Source organism: Williamsia limnetica, from assembly GCF_003217475.1.
GTDB lineage: Bacteria > Actinomycetota > Actinomycetes > Mycobacteriales > Mycobacteriaceae > Williamsia > Williamsia limnetica.
This window is the reverse complement of sequence record NZ_QJSP01000016.1, coordinates 1-19,522: the sequence shown is the minus strand read 5'-3', so window position 1 is coordinate 19,522 and position 19,522 is coordinate 1. Positions and strand designations below refer to the sequence as shown.

Sequence of the window (19,522 nt, the reverse complement as noted above, 5' to 3'; positions counted from 1 at the left end):
GGTAGAGGTATCAGTTGACCTGCCGCTCGCTCCGGGGTGTCCGGAATGGTGAACAACTGACATGTGACTGGCCTGGTTCGCCTATATCCCTGGGTGCTTCGGTCGGTAATGCGAGCGCCGGCTAGTTGGGCACCGGGAGGTGAATCATGGGTTTTTCGATCGATGAGGCGAAGGCTGCTGCTCAGACGCTGCGGAACGAGTTAGCTGCAGCGAAGCTGCCTATCGGACACAGCCGAGCTCTAGAGATCGTGTCGAGGCAACTTGGCTTCTCAGACTGGAATACGGCGTCAGCACGGCTAAATAGCCGCGCACTCAAGACTGGGAGCGCCATACCGATTCTGCGGATCCAGGATGAGGCACTTGCACGAGAGTTCTACCTCGACTATTTAGGGTTCGCCGTGGAGTGGGAGCACCGGTTCGAGAAGAACCTTCCTATCTATATGCGGATTATGCGGGGCGAGACGGTGATCGACTTGTCTGAGCACCACGGTGACGGCATTCCGGGGACGGCTCTGTGGGTCCCGGTTTCTAGTGCTGCGGAGTTTCATTCCGAGATCTCTGGCCGGGGCCACCGGCGGGTTCAACCGGGCATCGATACTGATGGACCTGGAGGTCCCACTGTTGAGGTATCCGATCCCTTCGGCAATGTGCTTCGTTTCGGCGAAGGGCAATAGAGTCGCATCCTGTTGACCAGCATTGCTCGCGTTGTGGTGAGTCAGTAAATGGTGGTTCCCGTGTCAATGATGAGCAGCTCGATTCCTCTGATCTCGACCACTGCCGGTTTCGCTCGTAAAGGGCTTTGACGAGCCGCCATAAGGCGGGCCAGATCAAACCGCCGCAGTACCACCAGCGAGTCGCGAACGGGTTCAGATCAAGCCGAAGTACCTGGGCCTACGTAAGCCACAACCACGGGTCGGTGGCCGCACGCGAGCGACCGAAAGGAACAGATCGTCGGCTGGTCACTGACGACCCGCGGAGCACCGGTGTCGGAGCAGTTCAAACTCGAGCTCGCGCGGCCCTAAGTTCGCCGAGCGTTCGAGCGAGTTGGTCGCGAAGCTGGTGGTTCTCTGCAGTGAGGGCCAAGATTCTTCGGTGGGCCAGTTCGAGTCGCATGAGCAGGGATTCGTCACTGGCTCGCATGCTCGCAGGTGCGCGAACGGTGCCATCATTCTCCGTGGACGTCGCCGCGTTCAACTGCTGTAGCCGTTCGACGATGCCCGGTTGCGAGTACACCCAGGAGCGGGAGACGCGGGCGCGACGCGCGAACTCGACAACGCTGACAGTTTCCTGCCGCCCTTCGGCGTCGGCAAGGATCTGCGCCGCGCGGTGTGCTGTCTCTTGGGCGCGTTTGCGCGCGCTGTCGGCCAGGGCCGGGGAGTTGTCAGCGCGCATCGTTGTCCTTGTGGTCGCGACCTCGCTGCGCGTCGGCGCAGGTGCTCGGTGCGGTCTGGAGCGTACCGATGATGTTGAGCAGGTTCTTCTCGACGGTTTCGTTCATTTGCTGCACGCGTTGTTGGCCGCGCGCACGGGCCGATTCGATCAGGACCCGGGTTTCGATGAGTTGAGTGCGGTGCTGTGGCAGGAACTCTGGTGTGGTGAGGAACATCGGGCAAGTCAGGCACGCGTTGGCGTATTCGCAGGTCTGCTGCAGCGGGAGGGTGCAGTAGCCGTTCGGCAGCGCCATCTTCGCTCGAGACAGACTGTTCTTCAACCAGACTGCTTCTGCGAGTTCACCGTCGAGTTCGCGGATTTCTTGACCGTGGATGTCGACCTTGGTCGCTCTGGACCATTCCTCACGCACTGTTTCCATGGAGAGCCGCGCGTAATGCGCCGTCATAGTGTCGGAGTCGTGGTCGAGTAGCTTTTTGACGACGTGCTGGGGAACTCCGCTGTTGATCAGCCTGGTGGCATACGTGTGACGAAACTGGTGTGGACGCACATGCACGTTATCGCCAGCTTCGGTGCGGATCTCGCACGCCGATACCCACGCGTCGAGGTTCTGCGCGTAGGCAGCCCGGTCGATCGGCCGTGTCCCGTCTAGGTTCGCGACGATCATCGGGAACAGTATCGGCCCGGTCGGGAACTGCTTGCGCACTCTTTGCTGTTGAGCCGTGATCGCTTCGGCGAGAGCGTCGTCGATCGGTGTGCGTGCGTCGCGTCGCATTTTGTGGTTGTGATAGCGCAGGTACGCGGCCCCGTGCTGGTCGCGGTCGATGCAGTCTATTGTCAGTCGCCGGGCGTCGCCGACCCGCAGTCCCGTTCGTTGCAAGATCTCGGTCAGCACCCGAAAACGGGGTTCGGCGAACCGACAGAGGTTGGATTCGAGTTCGAGCTGTGAAGCGACGAACTCGGACAGCGCACGCGCTTTCGGCGCGGGAATCGGTGGGTAGTCTTCTCTGAAAAGTACAGCTCCGGGCGAGAGGTCAGGCGCCCACCGGTGTTGTTGCAGCGTGCGAAGAAACGACGCGAGACCGCCGAGATCCTTGCGGCGTGTATTGGGGTCCGGGCATCGGACGGCCACCCACGCGAGGTACTCCTCGATCATCGGCCGGTCCAGGGCAGCTGGCGTGGGGACACCTCTGCCGGTTTCCTCGAGGAATCGGCAGAACCGTGTCAGTGCATACAGATTCGACGCGACCACACCCGCACTGCTGCCGGTGGACAGTCGCCATCGGCACCAGCGCTTGGCGAGGTCCCGCATCCAGTGGGGATGAATGCGATCGAACCGCAGCACCGCGAGCCTGGTGGCAGGGAAACCCAGGTTGGTGAGCTTCCAGATGTCTCGCGGGTACTCGGTGTCCCAACCGACCAGGCCTTGCAGCCGGTCTAGAGACGCGAGCGTGTCACGGACGAAAGCGATCACGGAATTGGTCCGTCCCAGACTCGCGCCTGTGAACAGAACCGCGTCCCACTCCTCGATCGTGTGCTCACGCAACGAATGTGCGCCGATCTGGCTAAGACAGCGGATCATCGGCATCAGTCGCCGCGGTTGAGTCTTGAGCCGGCTCTCGTCGACTCGGCATTGGAGTCCGTACTGAATTTCCCGGACAAGGCGGTCAGGCAGGCCGCGCAGATCGAAGATGTCCGCGCCGCGCACATCGCAGTCGATGACGAACTGCTCGATCGGTGGCATGCCGTTCGTTCGCCATCGGTGATCGTGGTTGCGGCACAGCGGTCGCTTCTTGGTCTCGGCATCGAGGGTGCAATCGCCGATCGCGCAGACCGATCTCGGGAAGGCTGAAAGCGGTTGTTGTCCGATGATCCATTGACCCAGCTTGGGCCGGTCACTTCGCTTCCATAACTGATAGTGGCCACTGCACAAGGTCGCGGCGCATTGGCCTCTGCGGCAGCCTTCAACGGCACACGAAGCGAGTATCCGCTGGGGCTGAAGCGGCGGCTGATCTGTCTGGACCCAGCGGCCGACGTCGGGCCGGTCGGCGCGATGCCAGCGGGTGTGGTGCCCCTTGCACAGGCCAGCACGGGTGATCGCACCGCCGGCGCATCCGAGCACACGACAGGGCGGCAAACCCAGCACCGGATGCCCGACCGGCGCGACAATGACCGCCTGGTCGAACTCCGGGCGCAGCGCTGCCGCGATCCGCGCGGTCAGACTGTCCATGTCATCTGCCCTCGCGAGCGATCCGCGGTTCACAGCACACCTGCCTTGACCAGGGCGCGTCGAGTGTCCTCAGCAGTCAAGTGGCCGTAGGTGTCGACGGTCGTCGATATCGACGAATGTCCCAACAACACTCGCACCACTTCAGCGGGCACCTCACTGCGCAGCAGCTCGGTCGCATAGGTGTGGCGGAAACTATGCGGGCTGAAAGCCACACCCGTGTCGGCGCGGAGGCGCCGCACCAGACTGTGGATCGCCGAGTACGACATGGCCTGGCCTCGAGGACTACCCCACAGATTGACGAAGACATAGTCGCAATCAAGCGGACCGTACTCCTCGTGGAGGTAGTCGCTGTAGAGGGCAAGCACCGCCGCTGGCACGGGTACGACCCGCGAACGTGACTTAGCGCGAGCGTGATTGGTGTTGACTCGGGACCACACGGCAACCTCGCAGCGTCGAGGGTTCAGATCTTCATGCCGCAGCCCGAGCGCTTCGCCGATACGTAAACCGGAGGTGCGAAGCAAAGTAAACAAGAACCGATCACGCAACCGGACGCACGCACCGATCACCGCGTCGACCTGCTCGGGCGGCAAAACTCGTGGCCCGAGCCGATCTGTTTTCAGTGATATGACCCGTTTGCGAACGGGATGGTTTCCCAGATGCGCGAGGAACGGTGCCCAGGAACTTGCGACCTGACTTTGCCTTTGCCAGGCCTGCATGGACTTGTCGAGTCCGACACCGTTACGCCCGTGAAACTGATAGAAAGACGACACCGCCGACAGCTTTCGATTTACGGTGACCGGCGCGCACCGTGCGGCGCGGATCGGAACAGACGCTGTCCCACCATGTCGTGCCTCGTCGGACAGACCAAGCCAGGGAATGAATCGGCCCACGTCTTCGAGGCTGACTCGATCCCACTCAAGCCCGCATGCCCGGCAATAGGTGAAGAAATCTTTCAGGTCGTGGGCGTATGCGCGAACAGTGTTGGGGGACCGGCATACTGCGGACATGTGAGCCAAAAATGACTCGATCGGGCCGACCACATCGAGGTCGTCGTCGAGCACAGTCCAAGAACGGCTCTCGTCGTGGGGAGCGATGACCAGTTGAACTCGCATCTGGACCTCCGTCGTTGACGGTTAAGATAATCCGTCCAACACGAAGAATGGCGGAGGTTCTACGCCCGTGTTCTACGTGTCGTACACGTCGACCTGCGGTACAGATAACGGTACGGATGGGCGGTATTGACGTAGGAATACACGCGGGCGGTTTCTTCGACGAACGCCGCGCGCTCCAGGTGCGGCCAGTCGGTACCGGCGATGATGTGGGCGGTGTCGGCGAGATAGGAGTCGATGCGCGTGACGTCGGCGAACTCGAGCCCGCCTTTGGACATGTCGACTCCCCGGTGCTGGCCGGCCCACTCGTAGATCTCGCCGAACAGCTCGCGGTGGATCGCGTCGAGGTGCACGGCGTCGAACGTTCGCGGAATGTCGATGATGCCGGCGCGGATGTCGCGCTCGGCGGCGGTGGTCAGAACGTACTCGGCGGCCGCGAGTTCGTCGGCGTCGCGGATCCCGAGTTTGTTGATCAGGACGGTCGTCCCGGGCCAGAAGTACTCGGCCGGTGTCGTCACCCGTGGTCGCCTCGCTATCGCGTGTGTGGAGTCACTGCTGTCGAAACCGGGCGCTCACACGGGCCAGGCCTCGGCGCACGTACTCAGCACGGTCGATGTCGCCGCGTTCGAACGCGGTCAAGTCAGCGATGTCGTCGCGGTCGGGTGCCCAGCCTTCCATCACGTGGCTGGCGATGTTGTTGTGCACGTTCCATTTCTGCTGCTCGCTCAGTCCGGCGAACAGCTCGGGGAAACGTACGGCCCATTCGGGGTCGTGGGTCATGACGGCCATGGTAGGAGCCTTTCGAGGTTGGAGGTGGGTCTATCCGCGTTCGATGCCGCGGTGGCTGCGCTGCAGGGACACATCGGCGCCGTGGGTGTGGCCGGGAACTGGGTAGTAGTTCATCGACTGTCTTCGGGTCAGAACAGGGTGTGTTGCCGGTCGGCGGCCAGGGCGTCGGTGTGGTGGGCGTAGGCGGCGGCCATCTTTTCGACGGCGGCCAACGGTTCCTCGAGTTCGGTGGCGATCTGTTCCCAGCTCATGTGCTCGTCGTAGTGCATGTGCCAGGCCATCTTGTGCAGGTCTTGGGCCCGCAGCACCGGTCCACCTCGTGGCGTTGGGTCCGGTGTCATAGCTTGGCCAGCTCGTCGCGTTTGGTGAGCCAGAGTTCTTCGGCCCGCAGCTGGTGGCCGGTGAGGTTGGCCCAGTGCCCGGAAAGCTCTTCAACGCTTACGCTCTCGCGGACTTGGGCCATGCGGGTCAGTAGTCCGGCGTAGCCGCGGCGGTACCACTGGTCGACGACTTTGGCGGCCAGGTGCGGAAGGTCCGCACCTCCGACCATGGGGCCTTGGGTCGGGGAGATGATCGCGAGCAGGTGTTGCTCGACACGGCGCAGGTGACCGGTCTCGAACAGGTGCGCTTGCACCAGTGTGGGGTTCGGTGGTGCCCCGCTGTCGAGGACCGCGCAGACGGCGTCGAAGATCTCGCGGTGCGGGGCGCTCCAGAACGGGTCCCACCTGTCGCTGGTGACCAGGATCTGACGGATCTGACGGGCCATGTCGGCCGGCGCCCACATCAGCGCGGTGAGGAACGCAGCTTCGACAGCAAGGGTGATGGTGCTCTCGGTGTCGAGGTCGGCTCCCAGGCCGCCGGGGAACTGACCCACGGTCACGGCGCGCTCGTCGTCGGGCAGCTCGCCGGCCGAGACAGTGTCGGCGCTCATGTCAGTGGCGGTGATCGTCATGGGATCCTCCTGGTCAGTCATCGGTCGGGTGCGGGTCAGGTGGTGGCGTAGGCGGCGTCGGCGTAGATGCAGCTCGGGCCGTGGGAGTCGCTGATGTGCTGGTGGCATTCGTGGCAGCACTCGTCGTTGTCGTAACGCAGTCCCTCGGCGTGCCGCCAGGCGCGGTCCTGGTGGGCTTGGAGGGCTCGCTGGGCCAGCGCCTCGAGGTCGGTGGCCTGCCCGATCTCACCGGCGGCGTGCGCGGCGTCAGCTGCGGCCTGGAAGTGGGCGGCGCGGTCGGCGTAGGTGTTGCGGCGAATGGTGCTCATGGGGATTCCTCTCTTCATGCCGCTGCGGCGGCGGCCTTGATGCGGTCGGGGCGGAACCCGGACCAGTGGTCTTCGCCGGCCACGACGACGGGGGCTTGCAGGTAGCCCAGGCTCATCACGTAGTCGCGTGCGGCGGTGTCTTCGGTGATGTCGACGACGTTGTAGTCGAGGTTGTTCTTGTCCAGGGCCTTGTAGGTGGCGTTGCATTGCACGCAGGCGGGCTTGGTGTAGACGGTGATCGTGGCGGTAGTCATCGTGGGCGACCTTCCGAAGTTTCGTGCGACTGGGGTTCGTTGTGTATGCGTCCATGGTATCGCGTATTGCGTTGTACTGCAATGATTTTGGTCACTTTTCGGTTACTGTTTGCGGGTCTCGTTAGGTAGTGAGACCTGGGCTTTTCCTGATATTTGGCGCCGCTCTGGGCCGGGGCGTGCGGGTCCAGTGGTGGAGGCGGGAAAGGGCCGCGAAATAAGCGCAGCGCGTGGGTCTTTCGTGTCGGAATCCACTTGACGTGTGCGCGTCGGTTTACGAGATGATCGCCTATCAGGCAATGCCCTATGCGGTGGCAGGTCGCGGGCGGTAGTCTTGGTGTTGCCAGATTGGCGTCGGGCATCTCTTTTCGTTGCGGCTGTGCCGCATCGCCATATTGTCGTGTCGTGAGAGCAGTTGTCACGGCACGGTTTTGGCGTTGGCATGTGCTGATTGTCTGGCTCCTGTGTGGTCGGTGGACGCGTGGTGTGTGTGCCGGTGTGGCCAACTCGAAGGGATGTCCTTGTGATACGTAGAGCGATGTGTGGTGCAGTGGCGGCGGCGGCGCTGGCGGCCGGTGTCGGGGCGGGTGTGGGGCCGGCGGCCGCCGACACCGTGCACGTGGTCGAGAAGACTCGGTACTGGTGGGACGATTCCACCTACTACGAGTACGGTCCGTTCCGCGGGCCTGAGCATTGCGCGAACTTCGCTCGGGCGAATCCGGCTCTCGCACCGCTGTTTACCTCGAACCGGGCGACATGCTTTGCGCCCAGCATGGCGCCGAATGCGCCGTGGTTTTTGAACGCGCCGATCAACGTTCTGTAGAGCGGCAGTGTGGCCCCACCCTTGCGGGTGGGGCCGGTGCGGCCTGCTAGTTGTTCTCCCCGAAGGGATCGGACGGTGTGCCGTCCGGGAGGTACCAGCCGCTGTCGTAGCTGGCGGTAGTGCCGGCGGCCGCCGCGTCGGCGGCGCTGCGTGCCAGCGACGTGGCGGTGGTGAGAATGTCGGCTTGTCCGATGATGGTGAGGTTGTTGATCATGATGGTTCCTCTCGTTGTGGGCGACGCTGTCGGCTTCGCAGTCGCTCAGGGCGAGGGTGGGCGGTCAACCCCGGAGAGTGCCAGCGGCCGGAAGCCACTTTCCTGCGAGCGCAGCGAGTGCGGGATGAAAGTGGTTGGAGCGCATGGGCGCAGCGCAGCGGAGAACAGGCGACAAGCGCCGGTGCGTGGGTTGACCGCTCGGGCCCCCGCCCTGAGATACTGAGAAGACGCGCGCCCCTGGTGACCACAGGAGCGAAGCTCGGGCCGCAGGCCCGAATCCTCGTGTGACCGCGCAGCGGGCAAGTGAGATCCGCTACGCGATCACACGATGGCAGTTACCCGGCCTGGCGGGTCGTGGCCGGGTTCGGATACTCGTCGTCGGCGGCAGGGGTCGCGGCGCGGTGGCCGGTGAGATCGGGATATTTGATCGTCGCGGTGAGCATCCCGTCGCCGTGGCGTGCGGGGTATTCGACGGTCACGCTCTTGGCGTTGGTGCGGCGCACTCGTAGCCAGTCGTTGTAGCGGTCGCGCACCAGGTCGCCGGGGGTGATGGTTTCGCGGGTGTAGTTGGTGGCCTGGCCGGCGGCGATCTGGTCGGCCCGCACGCTCGTCCAGTGCGCGATGTCCTCGGCGAGCTGAGCCATCCGGGCGATGATGCGGTCTCGGTGCATACCGGTCGCCGCTGGGGTGGTTTCGGTGCGCTTGTCTCCGCGGGCATCGGTGAACAGGGTGCGGGTGTGCCCGTCGAGGGCTCGTTGGTCGGGGCGGTGTTCGGCTTCGAGTGTGTCGATGCGATTGGCGACGGTGGTCGGGTTGTAGCGGTGGCCGGTGGTCGCGGCGGCGGCCTGGGCGCGATGGTCGGCGTCGGTGGCGGTGGCCTCTGCGGCCACGGCCGCGCCGAGGGTTTTCCATGCCTTGTCGAGCGCGTTGCGGTGCCAGCCTTCGGAGTGATGGCCTACCTTGATCGGTTCGCCTCCCGGGGGCAGTGCGGCGGTCGCGGCCTTGTCTTTGTCCCACGCCGCCTGGGCGGCTTGGTGTTTGCGCGCGGCTTTGGCGGCCAGGGCGGCGGCGCGGCCGTCTTGCCGGTCCAGGCGGTCGGCTTCGGCGTCGGCGGCGGGCCTGTGGTCTCGGTCGATGTCGACGGTCACGGTGTGTCCGGCGGCACGGAGCGCGTCAGCGGCGCGGTTGATCTTGTATTCGTTGGGTTGTCGGTCGCGGCTGGCGGCGATGCCCCAGAGTCCGAGGGTGCGGAACCACCGGAAACCGTGGGCTTTCAGGACGGTGTTGGTGCCGTCGCCTTTGCTGGTGCCCTCGACGAGCGTTCCGTCTGCGGCGGTGTGGCTGATGGTGATGGTCATAGTGGGGCCTGCTTTCACAAGTGGTTGAGGAGTTGAGGGGGCCAGGGCCGGCCACCGATGGGGGCGGCGGCCGGCCCTGGCGGGCCGAGTGGTTTAGAGGTCGCCGTACTCCTGCCAGAACTGCAGAGCGTCGGCCGCGGCGTCGTCGGGGGCCAGGTCGTCGTCGTAGGCGCTGCGCCAGGTCCAATCCGGGAGGTCGGAGTGGTTGAAGCCGGTGGTGGCGCGGAGCTCGCGGTCGACTCCGAGCATCCACACGGCGAACGTGCGATCGCCTGCGGCCTCGGTAATCCGTGCGGGTTCGTTCTTGGCGATGCGATCGGCTATTGCGCTGACTGCTGCGGGGTCTTTGTCTGCGATCCATGCGTTCACGGGTGGGGCCTTTCAGCTGTGTAGTGCGTCGGTCAGGGCGGCTTGCTGGGCGGGGGGTGCCGCTGTAGATCCCGGGCACGCTCATCCCTCGAACCGGTCATGCACGGCGATGATGTGCTGGCGGTAGCCGGTGAGCTGCTCCATCAGCTCCGGGAGGCGACTGTCGGAGGTTCCTGCGTAGTTGCCTCCCGCCATGCCGCGTCGGGGTCCGGCGTCGACGGGGGCCAGGTGCATGTGGCGGGGTGCTCGGGTGTCTAGGGCGGCGCTGTACCGCAGGATCACGGCCGGGGCGTGCTCGGTGGGTGCGAACACCTCGCATCCCTTGGGAAGTCGGGTGACGTGCATACCGGTCAGCGGGTAGAACGCGCGGTCTTCGTCCTCATCGTCCGGGGTTTGGAAACCGACGAGAGTCACTGCGTTGTGGCGGCCGGTGAGTCCTCCGAGTGTGAAGTCGGTGGTGTACTGGGCGTTGCGGTAGACCGACAGGGTCAGTCCCTTGGCGTCGACGGCTGCGGTTTTCTTCATGGTGACCCTCCCGGCCTACGTGCGGCAGACCTGTTGTCCGCCAACTTTTTTGCCCTTCTGGCAATGGAGATAAAGACCGGCTTAGGAGGACGGAGTGCAAGGCCGCGGGCGCAAAGTTTTCACGCGCAGCGCAGCGGAGTGTGGGTGTGAAAAGTTTGTGCACCCGTAGGGCCGGAGCGCAGCGCAGGCGGGGCCTTGCGCGCAGGACGACGCCGGTCACAATCGGAAGGCCAGAAGGGAAAACAATCAGATCCCGGCCGCAGGCCGGGTCACTGCGCCGCCGCAGGCGGTTCCACATGGTTGCTCGCGTGGCGAGCAATAAGGCCGGCCACCTGATGTCGGTGGCCTGGCCTCGAAGGGTGTTGGTCCCTGACGCACGTGGCTGTCGGGGTGATTGTGCGGGAGCGGCGCGGGTTCGGGAGGGCTTGGTGTCGCGGGAGCTCTTATCGTGCGTCGGTGGGTCGTTGTTTGCGTGGGCGAGGCGTTTTGGGTGTTGGTCCGTAGAGGTACCAGCGTGCGAACTGGCCGTCTTCTGAGTTCAGTGCTTGATGTGGATCGCGTCCGCCAGAAAATTCTGCGAAGTATCCATCTCCGAAGGAGAATTCCATCACCATTGACCAGGTTGCATCGCCGTCGGGCAGCACGCCTTCGAGTTCAGCACCCATATCTTCGACGAGCTCTGGGGTAAAGAGCTTCGGGAGCCCTGGCTTCCGAAACCATAGTTGCTGACCTGGGAGCACGGGTCTGGGGTCGAGGACTGCGAGGTTAAGCGGAGAGCGCTGTGTATCTCCGTAGGCGCCAGGGCGTGCGATCCAGAGAAGGTCGTAGGGGAACTCATGCGAAATTTCCAGGAGTCCGTCCCTTGCCAGCGTTCTGATGCTCCGGTTCAGTGCAGACCGTTCGGCCGTGGGTGTCTTCTCGGTTAACAAGCCACACATGTAGAGGTTGAACCATCTATATCGGTGTGGGCTTTGAACTTTGCGATCTTGTGCACCAACGTATTTCATAGATGCAAGTACCTGGCTCTGACGCCGTCCAAGTCCACGCGACATACCAGAATTCAACCATAAAATCGGGTTTAAGTGTTGTCGATGATGCTAGGGCTGTCCGTTACCCGGCTCAGAATGGATGTAGGTCGTTATGAGACGACTTTGCCCCCGTTCCGCTGGCACGGGACGGGGGCATGTGTGTCGATTCCGTTGGAGGAAGACAGCTATGAGTCTAGTCAGGTTGCGAAAGATAAAGAACCCCGATTCGCGGGGATTTCGTCTGATTTGGTTGGTTGTTGGTCTGCTGCTCGCCGTTCTGGCTGCGACCCCGGTCCTGTGGTTTTTGGGTAGCTGGGCATTGGCAGGGACGGTATTGGCGCTGGTCATGAGCGTTTGGCGGGACCTCGGACAGGTTCTTGCGGCACCTCGCGGTGGGGCCGGGGCCGGTATTGATTGAGGGCACCGATCGCGGGCCGAAGGCCCAGCGTCGGTTGCGAAGCGTCTTCGCCTGGAACCAGCTGGTGGAAGTCTCCCGGCGAGCAGACGCCAGTCGCGCCGACATGACAAAGCCCGGCCCGCGCGGTGTGGGCACTGCGGTGTAAGTCACCAGGGCGTGGTGGTGGGTGCGTATGCCTGTCCGGTGTCGCGGACGTGGGCGGCGGCGGCCTTGAGTGAGGCGTGGTCGACGGTGCCGTGTTCGTCTTTGCTGGCGCAGGCCAGCAGGAGCGGTTGGTCGTCGATGCTGATGGTGAGGAAGGGGACGGCGTGGGGTTGTTCGCCGGCGATGTGGTCGAGCGCAGCGAGTGCCGCATCGCCGGCGGCGCGGTGGGCGTCGGTGTAGGTGGTGGCGGCGTTGGCGTCGATGAGGACGTCGTCGGGTTTGCTTGCGGTGTAGGCGGTGATGCTCCAGCAGATCATGGTGGGGTGTCCTTGTCGGTGAGTGGTTCCGGTGGTGACAAGGATGCCGCGCGACCCCTCGGGCCGCGCGGCATATGGGGTCCCCAGACCTGTTTTGTGTGGATAACTTCGGGTCTGGGGATACCGGGAGTTAGCGGTTGCCGTTGCCGGGGGTGGGGCCGTTGGTGATCCAGCCGGTGCCGGTGATCTTGAAGCGGTGTTGAGCGCGGGGTCGCCAGCTGTCGGCGGCTGAGTTCTTGGCGTAGGTGTCGCCGTCGTCGAACAGGGCAATGGCCAGCTTGTGGGCCTTTTTCATGGTGGCGAGCATGGTTTCGATGGCGGTGGTGTCCATCAGGGCGAACGTCAGCGGCGGCATCCGCAGGGTGACGTAGGGGGACACTTTGCGGGTGACGGGGTGGGTGAACTGGTCGCGGTGTGCGGCTCCGTTCGGCGGCCGGGTCCACATCATCGTGGTCTGCACTCCCACGTTGTTCTCGCTCATGATGCCGGGGAGCTGGTGCATCCGGGCCATGCCCATCCGGGCCTGACGGGCGATGGCGAACAGTCCGAGTGTCAGTTGCACTTGCTCGCAGTTGGTGAACTGCATCGTGATGCCGGTGAACTCGATTTGCAGGACCGGGGTCCCGGTGCCTGGGGCAATGGTGGTGATGCGGCCGTGCTGCTCTCCGCAGACGGTGATGTTGACGTTGCTGACGACGCCGTTGGTCCGCAGGGGTAGCGGGGTGGGGGTGTGCCCGGGGCGGCTGCTGTCAACGCGGCGCGCTTCGGTGGTGGGCGTATTCGCTTTGCCTTTAGCCATGGTGACCTCCCGGTCTCACTGCGGCAGACCCGGTGTCCGCCAACTTTTTTGCCCTTCTGGCAAAGGAGAGACTGAACGGCAGAGGACAGAGCGGAGTGGCTGGTGATCGAACAGTTTTTCAGCGAGCGCAGCGAGTGCGGGTGGAAAAAGTTTTCGACCCCGCAGGGGCCATAGGTCAGCAGTCCGAAGCGGCGGACGAACCGTTCATGATCGGAAGGCCAGAAGGGACAAAACAAGCGTTCCCGGCCCGCTAGGGCCGGGTCACTGCGCGCCGCCAGGCGCTCCATGTAGGTGACCGCGCAGCGGGCATGGTGGTGCTGCGGTCCAGGAATGGTGCGGCGGCGCTGGCGAAGTCGTGCGGATCGGTGTGGGCGAAGCCTTCGGTGTGGGTGATGCAGTGCTGCAGCACCGCCAGCCGCGCCAGTGCGGTCGCGAGGTCGGTGTGGGTTTCGGACCATTCGTTGGCGGCGTTGTCTGTCCACCAGAGAACGACGGTGTCGCCGCTGGCGGCGACGATCGTGGCGGTGGTGTCCGGGGTGGTCAGTGTCGCGAGGGCGGGGGAGTGGGCGTAGCTCATCGGGATCGGGTCTCCTTGGTAGAGGTTGTCGGGTGGTGATCGGGGGCGCAGCTCAGGTGACGCTCTGGCACTGTCGGCATTCCCATTGCCCGCTGATGCGGGTGCAGGTGCGGCGTTCGTCGCAGAGCCAGCACCGTTGGTTCGGCTTGGTCAACGCCTCGCCGGTGGCGTCGGCGGCCGCCGCTGCGGCGGCGACGGTGCGGTGGGCCGCGCTGCGCTGCTCGGATGTGCTCGTCGCGGTCGTGTTGCTCGGCTTCGGTCAGCGGCGGTGCGGCGGCGGGGTGCAGGTACCCGGTGAATGCGCGGGCGCAGTCGGGACAGGGATGGCCCTGCTCGTCGGCAGGGCGAGTGCATCCGGGAAGGACGCAGCGGGCGAACAGCTCTGGTGGAGCCGTCATCTAGTTCTCATTTCCGCGCGGAGGATGGCTACGGGCGGTGGGTGTCCCCGACACTGGGGGCACCCCACCGCACGGGCCTGGGGTCGTGTCAGGACTGGTGCGTTTCGCCGTCGATGGTGGCGCGGGCCCTGTGGGCCGCCAGGAACGTCTCAGCGGCCTGCGGGTTCCCAGCGGCGCGTAGCGCGGCCGCGGTCGCGTAAGCCTGGATCCAGTTGAGCGCTGCGGCGATCTCGCCTGCGAGCTCCGGGTCATTGAACATCTCGGCCCACCGCGCCAATGGGTCGACTGGCGCGGCCATCGCGGTGGAGTCGACGACACCTTTCCAGAACTCGACCGCGTCGCCGTCCTGGTCGGCGATGGAAGGTAGACCGGTTCCGGTCCATGCCATTGTGGCGTGGTCGGCGATCCACTCCAGGTGCGCAGGCGACCAATTCTCGTAGGCTCCGAGTGCCGCCATGATCTGCGCGAGGGCCAGCTGCGCGCGGCGTGGGTTGATTTGGTTGGCTACGTCGTTGATGTCCATTGGTGACCTCCACTGCATGGGTGCGGCAGACCTGGTGTCCGCCCACTTTTTTGCCCTTCTGGCACGCACGATTGGGCCGGCCGAGGACAGAGCGGAGTGGCTGGTGATCGGACAGTTTTTCTGCGAGCGCAGCGAGTGCGGGTGAAGAAGTGTCCGACCCGTTAGGGCCGCAGGTCAGCAGTCCGAAGCGGCGGACGAACCGGTCATGATCGGAAGGCCAGAAGGGCAAATGAGATCCCGGCCCGCCAGGGCCGGGTCACAGTGCGCCGTAGGCGCTCCGAGTAGGTGACCGCGCAGCGGGCACACAGCTCCCTCGCCGCCGATGCGCGTGTCAGCGCACGACAAAGGCCCACCCCGGTGGGGGTGGGCCAGGCTGTCGGTGCCCGGGGGCCTTACGGCGCTACCTGTAGGGACCAGTAGCCGATGGTCCGGGGGAACAGCTCGACGGTCTGGGTGGTGGTGGGACTGAGGTGGGTCTGGGCGGTGGGTGTTGATCCGTCGGCCATCTCGACTCGGATCAATCCGACGCGGTGGACCAAGCTGGCCTGGGTAATGGCCAGCGGCCCGTACTGGATTCCGGCGATCGTGGTGTAGACGTTCATGTGTGAGCCTTTCGCTCTGGTGATTGGCGCCCCGCCCGGATAGGCGGGGTGTGCGGCGGCGGTGAAGGCCGGCGGGTCGTGGTGGTGACCCGCCGGCCCCGACCGGGTTAGTCGGTCGTGAGGGTTTGGATGCCGATGGCTTCCTCGAGGTAGTACCGGGCCCTGCCCAGGTCCCGGCCTGTGGCAGCGGGGTCGGTGAGGATGGTGTTGGCCAGGCTCTGGGCATGGTGGGCAGCTGATCGTTGCCGGTCGGTGCCGTTCTCGGCGGCGACGGCCTGATGGATGGACTGCCGGGTGTCTTCGAGGATCTAGGAGATGGTCATGAGGTGAGCCCTTCGTGGTTGGTGGCGCTTGACGCCTTGCGTTCGCGCTGGCCGGGGTGGGCTGTCAACCCCGAAGAGTCCCGGCGGCCAGAGACGAATTTCATGCGAGCGCAGCGAGTGCGGGATGAAAATCGTTGGAGCGCACGGGCGTAGCGCAGCGGAGAACGGGCGACACCGCAGGGGCGTGGGTTGACTGGTCGGGCCCCCGGCCAGCGACACTGAAAAGGCGCGCGCCCCCTATGGTGACCACAGCAGCGAAGCTCGGGCCGCAGGTCCGACACCCGGTGTGACCGGGAACGTCGCCGGGTAGCCCACCAGCAGGTCGGGTGCCTGGGAGCGTTGGCCCCGGCTTAGGTGCTGCCGGTTCAGAACCGAGCCGGGGCACCGCCCGATCGCGGCCGGGAAATAGAGGAGCCTGGCCAGCTTCAATCGGGGGGATTGGTCCGGGGGGACTGCTGGCCAGGCTCGGCGTTGACGATAGCAGCGGGCGCCGACAGGGCCGCTGCCGTGCGGGGCAGATCGTGGTGCGATCTGCCCCGCACGGTTGTTGGTCAGCTGATGTCGATGTCGTCGGTCGTGATGTCGCCGGTGACGACTTTTTCGATGTCAGAGAGCGCGTAGCCGAACGTCTCGGTCAGGAACCGCAGGTATCGGGTGCGGGCGTCTCCGACGGTGCGCAGGTACGCGTGGCCTCCGCGCCAGGCATCTTTGGGCAGGTTGGCCTCGTGCGCGGCGCAGGTGATCGCGAGCGCGATCAGCTGGGCCCGTTCGGCGGCGGCACCGTCGAGCGCGTCGAGGGGATCGGCACCGAGCAGCTCGGCGGCGATCTTCTTGGCGTCGGCGTCCTGGCGGGCGGCGTTGTACAGATCGGCGTTGCGCCACACCGTCGTTGCCAGGAACGCCGCGACCACAGCAGCTTTGCCCTTGGGCAGGGTCTTGCGGGCGAATGCCTCGGTCAGCTTCTCGCGGCGCACGTTCTGTGCCGCCACACCCAACTTGTTGAGTGTGAGGACCTTGCGGCGTTCGCGCTTCTCGGCCTCGGCTTGCAGTCGTTCACGCTCGGCGCGCTCGCGTGCGAGCCGGTCGGCCCGGTCGTCGGGGCTTTCGCCGTCGTCCTGCACCTCGGCGTCACCAGCGGGGGCAGTACCGGGTAGGTCGGCATCGGCTGCCGCTGCCCGGCTGCGCTTGCGGTACTCGCTGAGTGTTTCCAGGCCGTCGCGGGCCGGATCGTTGTGGTACCAGGTGACGTAGTGGTTCCACTCCTCGCCTTCGGTGAGGGTGCGCGGGTCAGCCATTCCCTCAGTCGCGGCGACGTCGGGGTCTGCGTCCTGCACGCTCCAATCGATCGAGGACGCAGCGACCTGCTCACCGGCGGCGTTGACGTAGATTTCGTCGCAGTCGGTCTCCACGAACGCCATCACGTGCTCAGAGGTGAGGTCCTCGAACTGCTCATCGCTCACCCGCTCGCCGGTCTCAGCGTGGACCAACTCGCTCAATTCGGTCCAGGCGCTGCGGTATTGGGGGCGTACGGCGCTGACGTGAAAGCCCTCGTTCCGCCAGTGCGCCATCCCCTCGCGCAGAGCTGCGCGGTCGGCGGCGGTTTCGAGCAGCTCGGCGTGCTTGTGGTCGAACCGGCCCTGCGCGGCGGCGTCGAGAAGCTCGGTGACGGCGTCAGTGTCCTGGTCTGCTTCGAATCCGGCGATGATCGCGCCCTGGTCCAGGGTCAGCAGGTCGTTGACCGCTGCCATCGCAGTATCGGATCCGGCGATGGCCAGGGCCGCGTCCACCGTCTTTTTCGACGTGTGGGTGGTCTTGGCGATCTTGGTCCTCGACAGTCCCAGGTCGAGCAACTGCTGCATTGCCGTCGCCCGGTCGGTGTTGTTGAGCTGCGTGCGGTGCTCGTTGGTTTGGAGCTGGTCGCTGATCCGCTCGATGGTCGCGGCGTCATCGGCAGCCGCCGAACTGATCACGTAGACCGGGATGGTCGCCAGCTCGGCCTCACGAGCGGCCAGCGTGCGCAGTTGTCCGTCTCGCACCCGCAGGGTGCCGTCGTCGTCGCGGGTGGCCAGGACCGGCAGCAGGACGCCTCTGGCGGCGATGGAGGCCGCGAATGCCTTGTCGAGGGTGGCGTCGGTGCGTACGTTGTCATCGATGACGAGGGTGTTCGGGTCGGCGGCGACGAACTCGCCGGTCTGCGCGACAGTGGTGGCGGTAGCGGTGTTGTTTGTCATGGTGTTTTCTCCTACTGTGGGTGAGAAGCAACCGGGCCGAGTATCAGTCGGCCCGGCTGCTTTTCTTTTGGGCCAGAAACCTTGTGGTTACTGGTGGTCGGGGAGTTCGACGGTGCGAACGGGTCGGCCATCGAGCCGGTTGGTGTCGGCGTCGGCGAGCATCTGGGCGGCGACATTCCTGATCTGGGTGAGGCGGTAGACCTCGGTCAGGTGGTCGTGGGCTTCGGCGTACCACTTCGCGCGCTGCGCACCGGTCATCGCGGCACCTTCGGCGTTACCGATGGCGATGGCTGCTTCCTGCGCGGACCGGTCGATGGCTTCGTCGAGGGCGGTGCACCAGTCGCGGGCCTGCTCGACCAGGGCCTGCTCGAACGGGATCTCCCGCAGGGTTGCGATCATGCGGACGGCGGCGAGGTTGGGGGCGGCGACGGTCAGGGCGTCGATGTCGGTGTAAATGCTGGCGATGCTCATCGGTGGGTTCCTTTGCTTCTCAGAGGTTGAAGTCGGCGGGGTCGAGCCTGGTTTCGGCCACCTTCTGTGCCTCGGGGCTGCTGATCGCGAGGTCGAGCAGAGCGCTCTTGGTGTCGTAGTCGAGGTCGGCGTAGGCCGGATCGGTGGGGGTTTTGATCTCGTTGTAGACGTGCTCCATCGCAACGAACGGGTCATAGAACATGGCGTGCCTCCCTGGGTTGTCGTGTCCGCCAACTTTTTTGCCCTTCTGGCAAGCACGATTCAGACCGGCATAGGAGGCCGGAACGCAAGACTCGGTCGGAAAGTTTTTCTGCGAAGCACGGGTTGAAAAAGTTTCCGAGCCGGCAGGCCGGAGCGAATGCGGAGCCGGGTCTTGCGTGGAGGTCGACGCCGGTCAAAATCGAGTGGCCAGAAGGACAAAAGGGTTCCGGCCGAAGGCCGGTGTCACTGTGCGCCGTAGGCGCTCGGAGTAGGTGACCGCGCAGCGGGCAGTCGTGGCCGCGTCAGCGGACAACAAAGAAGGCCGGCCACCTGGTGGGGTGGCCGGCCTTCGGGTTGGTGTGTGGCTCCAGGTCGTCGACGCTGGGAGCCGGTTGTGCGGGAGCTGCGCTAAGTCGCGGTAGGGCTTGGTGTCGCGGTAGCTCTGGTGTTTAGAGTTCGATGGTGTGCCATGTGCCGGCTTGGCGGAGTGTCTCGATGTCTTCGGCGGTCAGCCGGACGTAGGGGCCTCGGGAGAGTCCTTCGGCTTCTCGGTGTTGTTCGAGTCGGTCTGCGCGGATGGGGTGTCGCGCGTTGAGCCAGGCGGTGAGTGCTGGTTGGCCGTGATTGTCTGTGAGGCGTTCCCATTGCAGCACTTTGCAGTGCATTTCGCGGCCGTGGGTACCGTCGGCGAATTCTGTTCTTGAAGAGAGGACTAGCCACCAGTCTGCGCTGTCGCTGAGTGTGGAGTTGCTCTCCATGGTGCGGTGTCCTTTGTTCGTTACTGGGTGGGGCGTTGGTGGCCGAGGACTTTGGCTGCGAGGGCGAGTGCGCCCATGCCGAGGAGGGCCAGGGTGGCGAGGGTGTCGATGAGGAGTAGTGCTGCGCCGGTTGTCCAGGTGAGTGTGTTAGATCCGCTGCCCGGGGGTCCGCCGGTGGACATCATCCAAAGGCCGATGGCGAGGACGGTCAGTGGTGTCAGGATGGATGCGGCGATCAGTTCGGCGGTCGGCCTTCCGAAGCTGTCGTCGGGGGTGTTGTTGTTTGTGGACATGCCTTTGCCTTCTACCTGTGGCTCATCGGGATTGCCCCCACTTTGGTTGACATCTGACCTGTGAGATTTGATCTCACGGTGAAAGGATGTTCGACATGCCCAAGCCCTATCCGAAGGAGTTC

The 19,522-nt window shown here is 64.8% G+C and carries 26 protein-coding genes; 2 read left to right on the top strand and 24 right to left on the bottom strand.

What is annotated here, in order from left to right:
• Positions 1-146 precede the first annotated feature (146 nt).
• Positions 147-674 (top strand): glyoxalase superfamily protein, encoded by a 528-nt coding sequence (locus tag DFR67_RS23185; RefSeq protein ID WP_110471857.1) that lies wholly within the window; start codon positions 147-149, stop codon positions 672-674.
• Between the two features lie 322 nt (positions 675-996).
• Here the strand turns inward: DFR67_RS23185 and DFR67_RS23180 are convergent, their stop codons facing one another.
• The 9 genes from DFR67_RS23180 to nrdH all read right to left on the bottom strand — a co-directional run bounded on the left by DFR67_RS23180 (position 997) and on the right by nrdH (position 7,031).
• Entirely contained in the window at positions 997-1,392 is a 396-nt protein-coding gene (locus DFR67_RS23180; protein ID WP_110471856.1) for a DUF6262 family protein, read from the bottom strand.
• The gene (locus DFR67_RS23175) at positions 1,382-3,619 is read right to left on the bottom strand and encodes a tyrosine-type recombinase/integrase (RefSeq protein ID WP_146240512.1); all 2,238 of its coding nucleotides are present in this window, start codon (positions 3,617-3,619) and stop codon (positions 1,382-1,384) included. The genes DFR67_RS23180 and DFR67_RS23175 overlap by 11 nt, the downstream gene beginning before the upstream one ends.
• Before the next feature lie 29 nt (positions 3,620-3,648).
• Positions 3,649-4,731 carry a tyrosine-type recombinase/integrase gene (locus DFR67_RS23170; protein ID WP_110471854.1) on the bottom strand — a complete coding sequence of 361 codons (1,083 nt, stop codon included), beginning with the start codon at positions 4,729-4,731 and terminating at the stop codon, positions 3,649-3,651.
• A gap of 59 nt (positions 4,732-4,790) precedes the next feature.
• Positions 4,791-5,246, bottom strand: coding sequence for a Fic/DOC family protein (locus tag DFR67_RS23165; RefSeq protein WP_158540017.1), 456 nt, complete (start codon positions 5,244-5,246; stop codon positions 4,791-4,793).
• A 31-nt stretch (positions 5,247-5,277) separates the two neighbouring features.
• Positions 5,278-5,508, bottom strand: a complete 231-nt coding sequence (locus DFR67_RS23160; RefSeq protein WP_146240511.1) for an antitoxin VbhA family protein — start codon at positions 5,506-5,508, stop codon at positions 5,278-5,280.
• A gap of 137 nt (positions 5,509-5,645) precedes the next feature.
• A complete protein-coding gene (locus tag DFR67_RS23155) occupies positions 5,646-5,858 on the bottom strand; it encodes a hypothetical protein (protein WP_110471851.1) in 213 nt (70 codons plus the stop codon).
• Positions 5,855-6,469 carry a DnaB-like helicase N-terminal domain-containing protein gene (locus DFR67_RS23150; protein ID WP_110471850.1) on the bottom strand — a complete coding sequence of 205 codons (615 nt, stop codon included), beginning with the start codon at positions 6,467-6,469 and terminating at the stop codon, positions 5,855-5,857. The genes DFR67_RS23155 and DFR67_RS23150 overlap by 4 nt, the downstream gene beginning before the upstream one ends.
• A 35-nt stretch (positions 6,470-6,504) precedes the next feature.
• A complete protein-coding gene (locus DFR67_RS23145) occupies positions 6,505-6,777 on the bottom strand; it encodes a hypothetical protein (protein WP_110471948.1) in 273 nt (90 codons plus the stop codon).
• 14 nt (positions 6,778-6,791) lie between these two features.
• The gene (gene nrdH / locus DFR67_RS23140) at positions 6,792-7,031 is read right to left on the bottom strand and encodes a glutaredoxin-like protein NrdH (protein WP_110471849.1); all 240 of its coding nucleotides are present in this window, start codon (positions 7,029-7,031) and stop codon (positions 6,792-6,794) included.
• A gap of 520 nt (positions 7,032-7,551) precedes the next feature.
• Between nrdH and DFR67_RS23135 the strand changes: the two genes are divergently transcribed.
• Positions 7,552-7,851 (top strand): hypothetical protein, encoded by a 300-nt coding sequence (locus DFR67_RS23135; RefSeq protein WP_146240510.1) that lies wholly within the window; start codon positions 7,552-7,554, stop codon positions 7,849-7,851.
• 46 nt (positions 7,852-7,897) lie between these two features.
• Here the strand turns inward: DFR67_RS23135 and DFR67_RS30615 are convergent, their stop codons facing one another.
• The 15 genes from DFR67_RS30615 to DFR67_RS23060 all read right to left on the bottom strand — a co-directional run bounded on the left by DFR67_RS30615 (position 7,898) and on the right by DFR67_RS23060 (position 19,400).
• On the bottom strand, positions 7,898-8,065 hold the full coding sequence (locus DFR67_RS30615; protein WP_158540016.1) for a hypothetical protein: 168 nt from the start codon (positions 8,063-8,065) through the stop codon (positions 7,898-7,900).
• Positions 8,066-8,400: 335 nt separating this feature from the next.
• Entirely contained in the window at positions 8,401-9,423 is a 1,023-nt protein-coding gene (locus DFR67_RS23130; RefSeq protein WP_110471847.1) for a DUF3560 domain-containing protein, read from the bottom strand.
• 93 nt (positions 9,424-9,516) lie between these two features.
• The gene (locus tag DFR67_RS30850) at positions 9,517-9,792 is read right to left on the bottom strand and encodes a DUF5419 family protein (protein ID WP_110471846.1); all 276 of its coding nucleotides are present in this window, start codon (positions 9,790-9,792) and stop codon (positions 9,517-9,519) included.
• An 81-nt stretch (positions 9,793-9,873) separates the two neighbouring features.
• Complete coding sequence (locus DFR67_RS23120; RefSeq protein ID WP_110471845.1) at positions 9,874-10,317, bottom strand: hypothetical protein; 444 nt, start codon at positions 10,315-10,317, stop codon at positions 9,874-9,876.
• Between the two features lie 1,592 nt (positions 10,318-11,909).
• Positions 11,910-12,224, bottom strand: a complete 315-nt coding sequence (locus DFR67_RS23105) for a hypothetical protein (RefSeq protein WP_110471842.1) — start codon at positions 12,222-12,224, stop codon at positions 11,910-11,912.
• Between the two features lie 130 nt (positions 12,225-12,354).
• Entirely contained in the window at positions 12,355-13,023 is a 669-nt protein-coding gene (locus DFR67_RS23100; RefSeq protein ID WP_110471841.1) for a hypothetical protein, read from the bottom strand.
• 250 nt (positions 13,024-13,273) lie between these two features.
• The gene (locus DFR67_RS23095) at positions 13,274-13,600 is read right to left on the bottom strand and encodes a hypothetical protein (protein ID WP_110471840.1); all 327 of its coding nucleotides are present in this window, start codon (positions 13,598-13,600) and stop codon (positions 13,274-13,276) included.
• The gene (locus DFR67_RS30605) at positions 13,597-13,998 is read right to left on the bottom strand and encodes a hypothetical protein (RefSeq protein ID WP_158540015.1); all 402 of its coding nucleotides are present in this window, start codon (positions 13,996-13,998) and stop codon (positions 13,597-13,599) included. The genes DFR67_RS23095 and DFR67_RS30605 overlap by 4 nt, the downstream gene beginning before the upstream one ends.
• A gap of 88 nt (positions 13,999-14,086) precedes the next feature.
• Positions 14,087-14,521, bottom strand: a complete 435-nt coding sequence (locus tag DFR67_RS23090; protein WP_110471839.1) for a hypothetical protein — start codon at positions 14,519-14,521, stop codon at positions 14,087-14,089.
• A gap of 392 nt (positions 14,522-14,913) precedes the next feature.
• A complete protein-coding gene (locus DFR67_RS23085; RefSeq protein ID WP_110471838.1) occupies positions 14,914-15,123 on the bottom strand; it encodes a hypothetical protein in 210 nt (69 codons plus the stop codon).
• 874 nt (positions 15,124-15,997) lie between these two features.
• Positions 15,998-17,677: a ParB/RepB/Spo0J family partition protein gene (locus DFR67_RS23080; protein ID WP_110471837.1), complete on the bottom strand. Its 1,680-nt coding sequence runs from the start codon at positions 17,675-17,677 to the stop codon at positions 15,998-16,000.
• A gap of 87 nt (positions 17,678-17,764) precedes the next feature.
• Positions 17,765-18,148 carry a hypothetical protein gene (locus DFR67_RS23075; protein WP_110471836.1) on the bottom strand — a complete coding sequence of 128 codons (384 nt, stop codon included), beginning with the start codon at positions 18,146-18,148 and terminating at the stop codon, positions 17,765-17,767.
• Between the two features lie 19 nt (positions 18,149-18,167).
• Entirely contained in the window at positions 18,168-18,350 is a 183-nt protein-coding gene (locus DFR67_RS23070; RefSeq protein WP_110471835.1) for a hypothetical protein, read from the bottom strand.
• A 448-nt stretch (positions 18,351-18,798) separates the two neighbouring features.
• Positions 18,799-19,107, bottom strand: a complete 309-nt coding sequence (locus DFR67_RS23065) for a hypothetical protein (protein ID WP_211325143.1) — start codon at positions 19,105-19,107, stop codon at positions 18,799-18,801.
• 20 nt (positions 19,108-19,127) lie between these two features.
• Complete coding sequence (locus DFR67_RS23060) at positions 19,128-19,400, bottom strand: hypothetical protein (protein ID WP_110471833.1); 273 nt, start codon at positions 19,398-19,400, stop codon at positions 19,128-19,130.
• Between the last annotated feature and the right edge of the window lie 122 nt (positions 19,401-19,522).

What these genes read in the sequence shown, in the direction of transcription:
- DFR67_RS23170 (WP_110471854.1), bottom strand. Translation starts at nt 4,731, where the DNA reads ATGCGAGTTCAACTGGTCATCGCTCCCCACGACGAGAGCCGTTCTTGG.
- DFR67_RS23145 (WP_110471948.1), bottom strand. Translation starts at nt 6,777, where the DNA reads ATGAGCACCATTCGCCGCAACACCTACGCCGACCGCGCCGCCCACTTC.
- DFR67_RS23180 (WP_110471856.1), bottom strand. Translation starts at nt 1,392, where the DNA reads ATGCGCGCTGACAACTCCCCGGCCCTGGCCGACAGCGCGCGCAAACGC.
- DFR67_RS30605 (WP_158540015.1), bottom strand. Translation starts at nt 13,998, where the DNA reads ATGACGGCTCCACCAGAGCTGTTCGCCCGCTGCGTCCTTCCCGGATGC.
- DFR67_RS23075 (WP_110471836.1), bottom strand. Translation starts at nt 18,148, where the DNA reads ATGAGCATCGCCAGCATTTACACCGACATCGACGCCCTGACCGTCGCC.
- DFR67_RS23070 (WP_110471835.1), bottom strand. Translation starts at nt 18,350, where the DNA reads ATGTTCTATGACCCGTTCGTTGCGATGGAGCACGTCTACAACGAGATC.
- DFR67_RS23080 (WP_110471837.1), bottom strand. Translation starts at nt 17,677, where the DNA reads ATGACAAACAACACCGCTACCGCCACCACTGTCGCGCAGACCGGCGAG.
- DFR67_RS23105 (WP_110471842.1), bottom strand. Translation starts at nt 12,224, where the DNA reads ATGATCTGCTGGAGCATCACCGCCTACACCGCAAGCAAACCCGACGAC.
- DFR67_RS23160 (WP_146240511.1), bottom strand. Translation starts at nt 5,508, where the DNA reads ATGACCCACGACCCCGAATGGGCCGTACGTTTCCCCGAGCTGTTCGCC.
- DFR67_RS23090 (WP_110471839.1), bottom strand. Translation starts at nt 14,521, where the DNA reads ATGGACATCAACGACGTAGCCAACCAAATCAACCCACGCCGCGCGCAG.
- DFR67_RS23085 (WP_110471838.1), bottom strand. Translation starts at nt 15,123, where the DNA reads ATGAACGTCTACACCACGATCGCCGGAATCCAGTACGGGCCGCTGGCC.
- DFR67_RS30615 (WP_158540016.1), bottom strand. Translation starts at nt 8,065, where the DNA reads ATGATCAACAACCTCACCATCATCGGACAAGCCGACATTCTCACCACC.
- DFR67_RS23100 (WP_110471841.1), bottom strand. Translation starts at nt 13,023, where the DNA reads ATGGCTAAAGGCAAAGCGAATACGCCCACCACCGAAGCGCGCCGCGTT.
- DFR67_RS23155 (WP_110471851.1), bottom strand. Translation starts at nt 5,858, where the DNA reads ATGACACCGGACCCAACGCCACGAGGTGGACCGGTGCTGCGGGCCCAA.
- DFR67_RS23185 (WP_110471857.1), top strand. Translation starts at nt 147, where the DNA reads ATGGGTTTTTCGATCGATGAGGCGAAGGCTGCTGCTCAGACGCTGCGG.
- DFR67_RS23065 (WP_211325143.1), bottom strand. Translation starts at nt 19,107, where the DNA reads ATGGAGAGCAACTCCACACTCAGCGACAGCGCAGACTGGTGGCTAGTC.
- DFR67_RS23150 (WP_110471850.1), bottom strand. Translation starts at nt 6,469, where the DNA reads ATGACGATCACCGCCACTGACATGAGCGCCGACACTGTCTCGGCCGGC.
- nrdH (WP_110471849.1), bottom strand. Translation starts at nt 7,031, where the DNA reads ATGACTACCGCCACGATCACCGTCTACACCAAGCCCGCCTGCGTGCAA.
- DFR67_RS23095 (WP_110471840.1), bottom strand. Translation starts at nt 13,600, where the DNA reads ATGAGCTACGCCCACTCCCCCGCCCTCGCGACACTGACCACCCCGGAC.
- DFR67_RS23130 (WP_110471847.1), bottom strand. Translation starts at nt 9,423, where the DNA reads ATGACCATCACCATCAGCCACACCGCCGCAGACGGAACGCTCGTCGAG.
- DFR67_RS23060 (WP_110471833.1), bottom strand. Translation starts at nt 19,400, where the DNA reads ATGTCCACAAACAACAACACCCCCGACGACAGCTTCGGAAGGCCGACC.
- DFR67_RS23175 (WP_146240512.1), bottom strand. Translation starts at nt 3,619, where the DNA reads ATGGACAGTCTGACCGCGCGGATCGCGGCAGCGCTGCGCCCGGAGTTC.
- DFR67_RS23120 (WP_110471845.1), bottom strand. Translation starts at nt 10,317, where the DNA reads ATGAAGAAAACCGCAGCCGTCGACGCCAAGGGACTGACCCTGTCGGTC.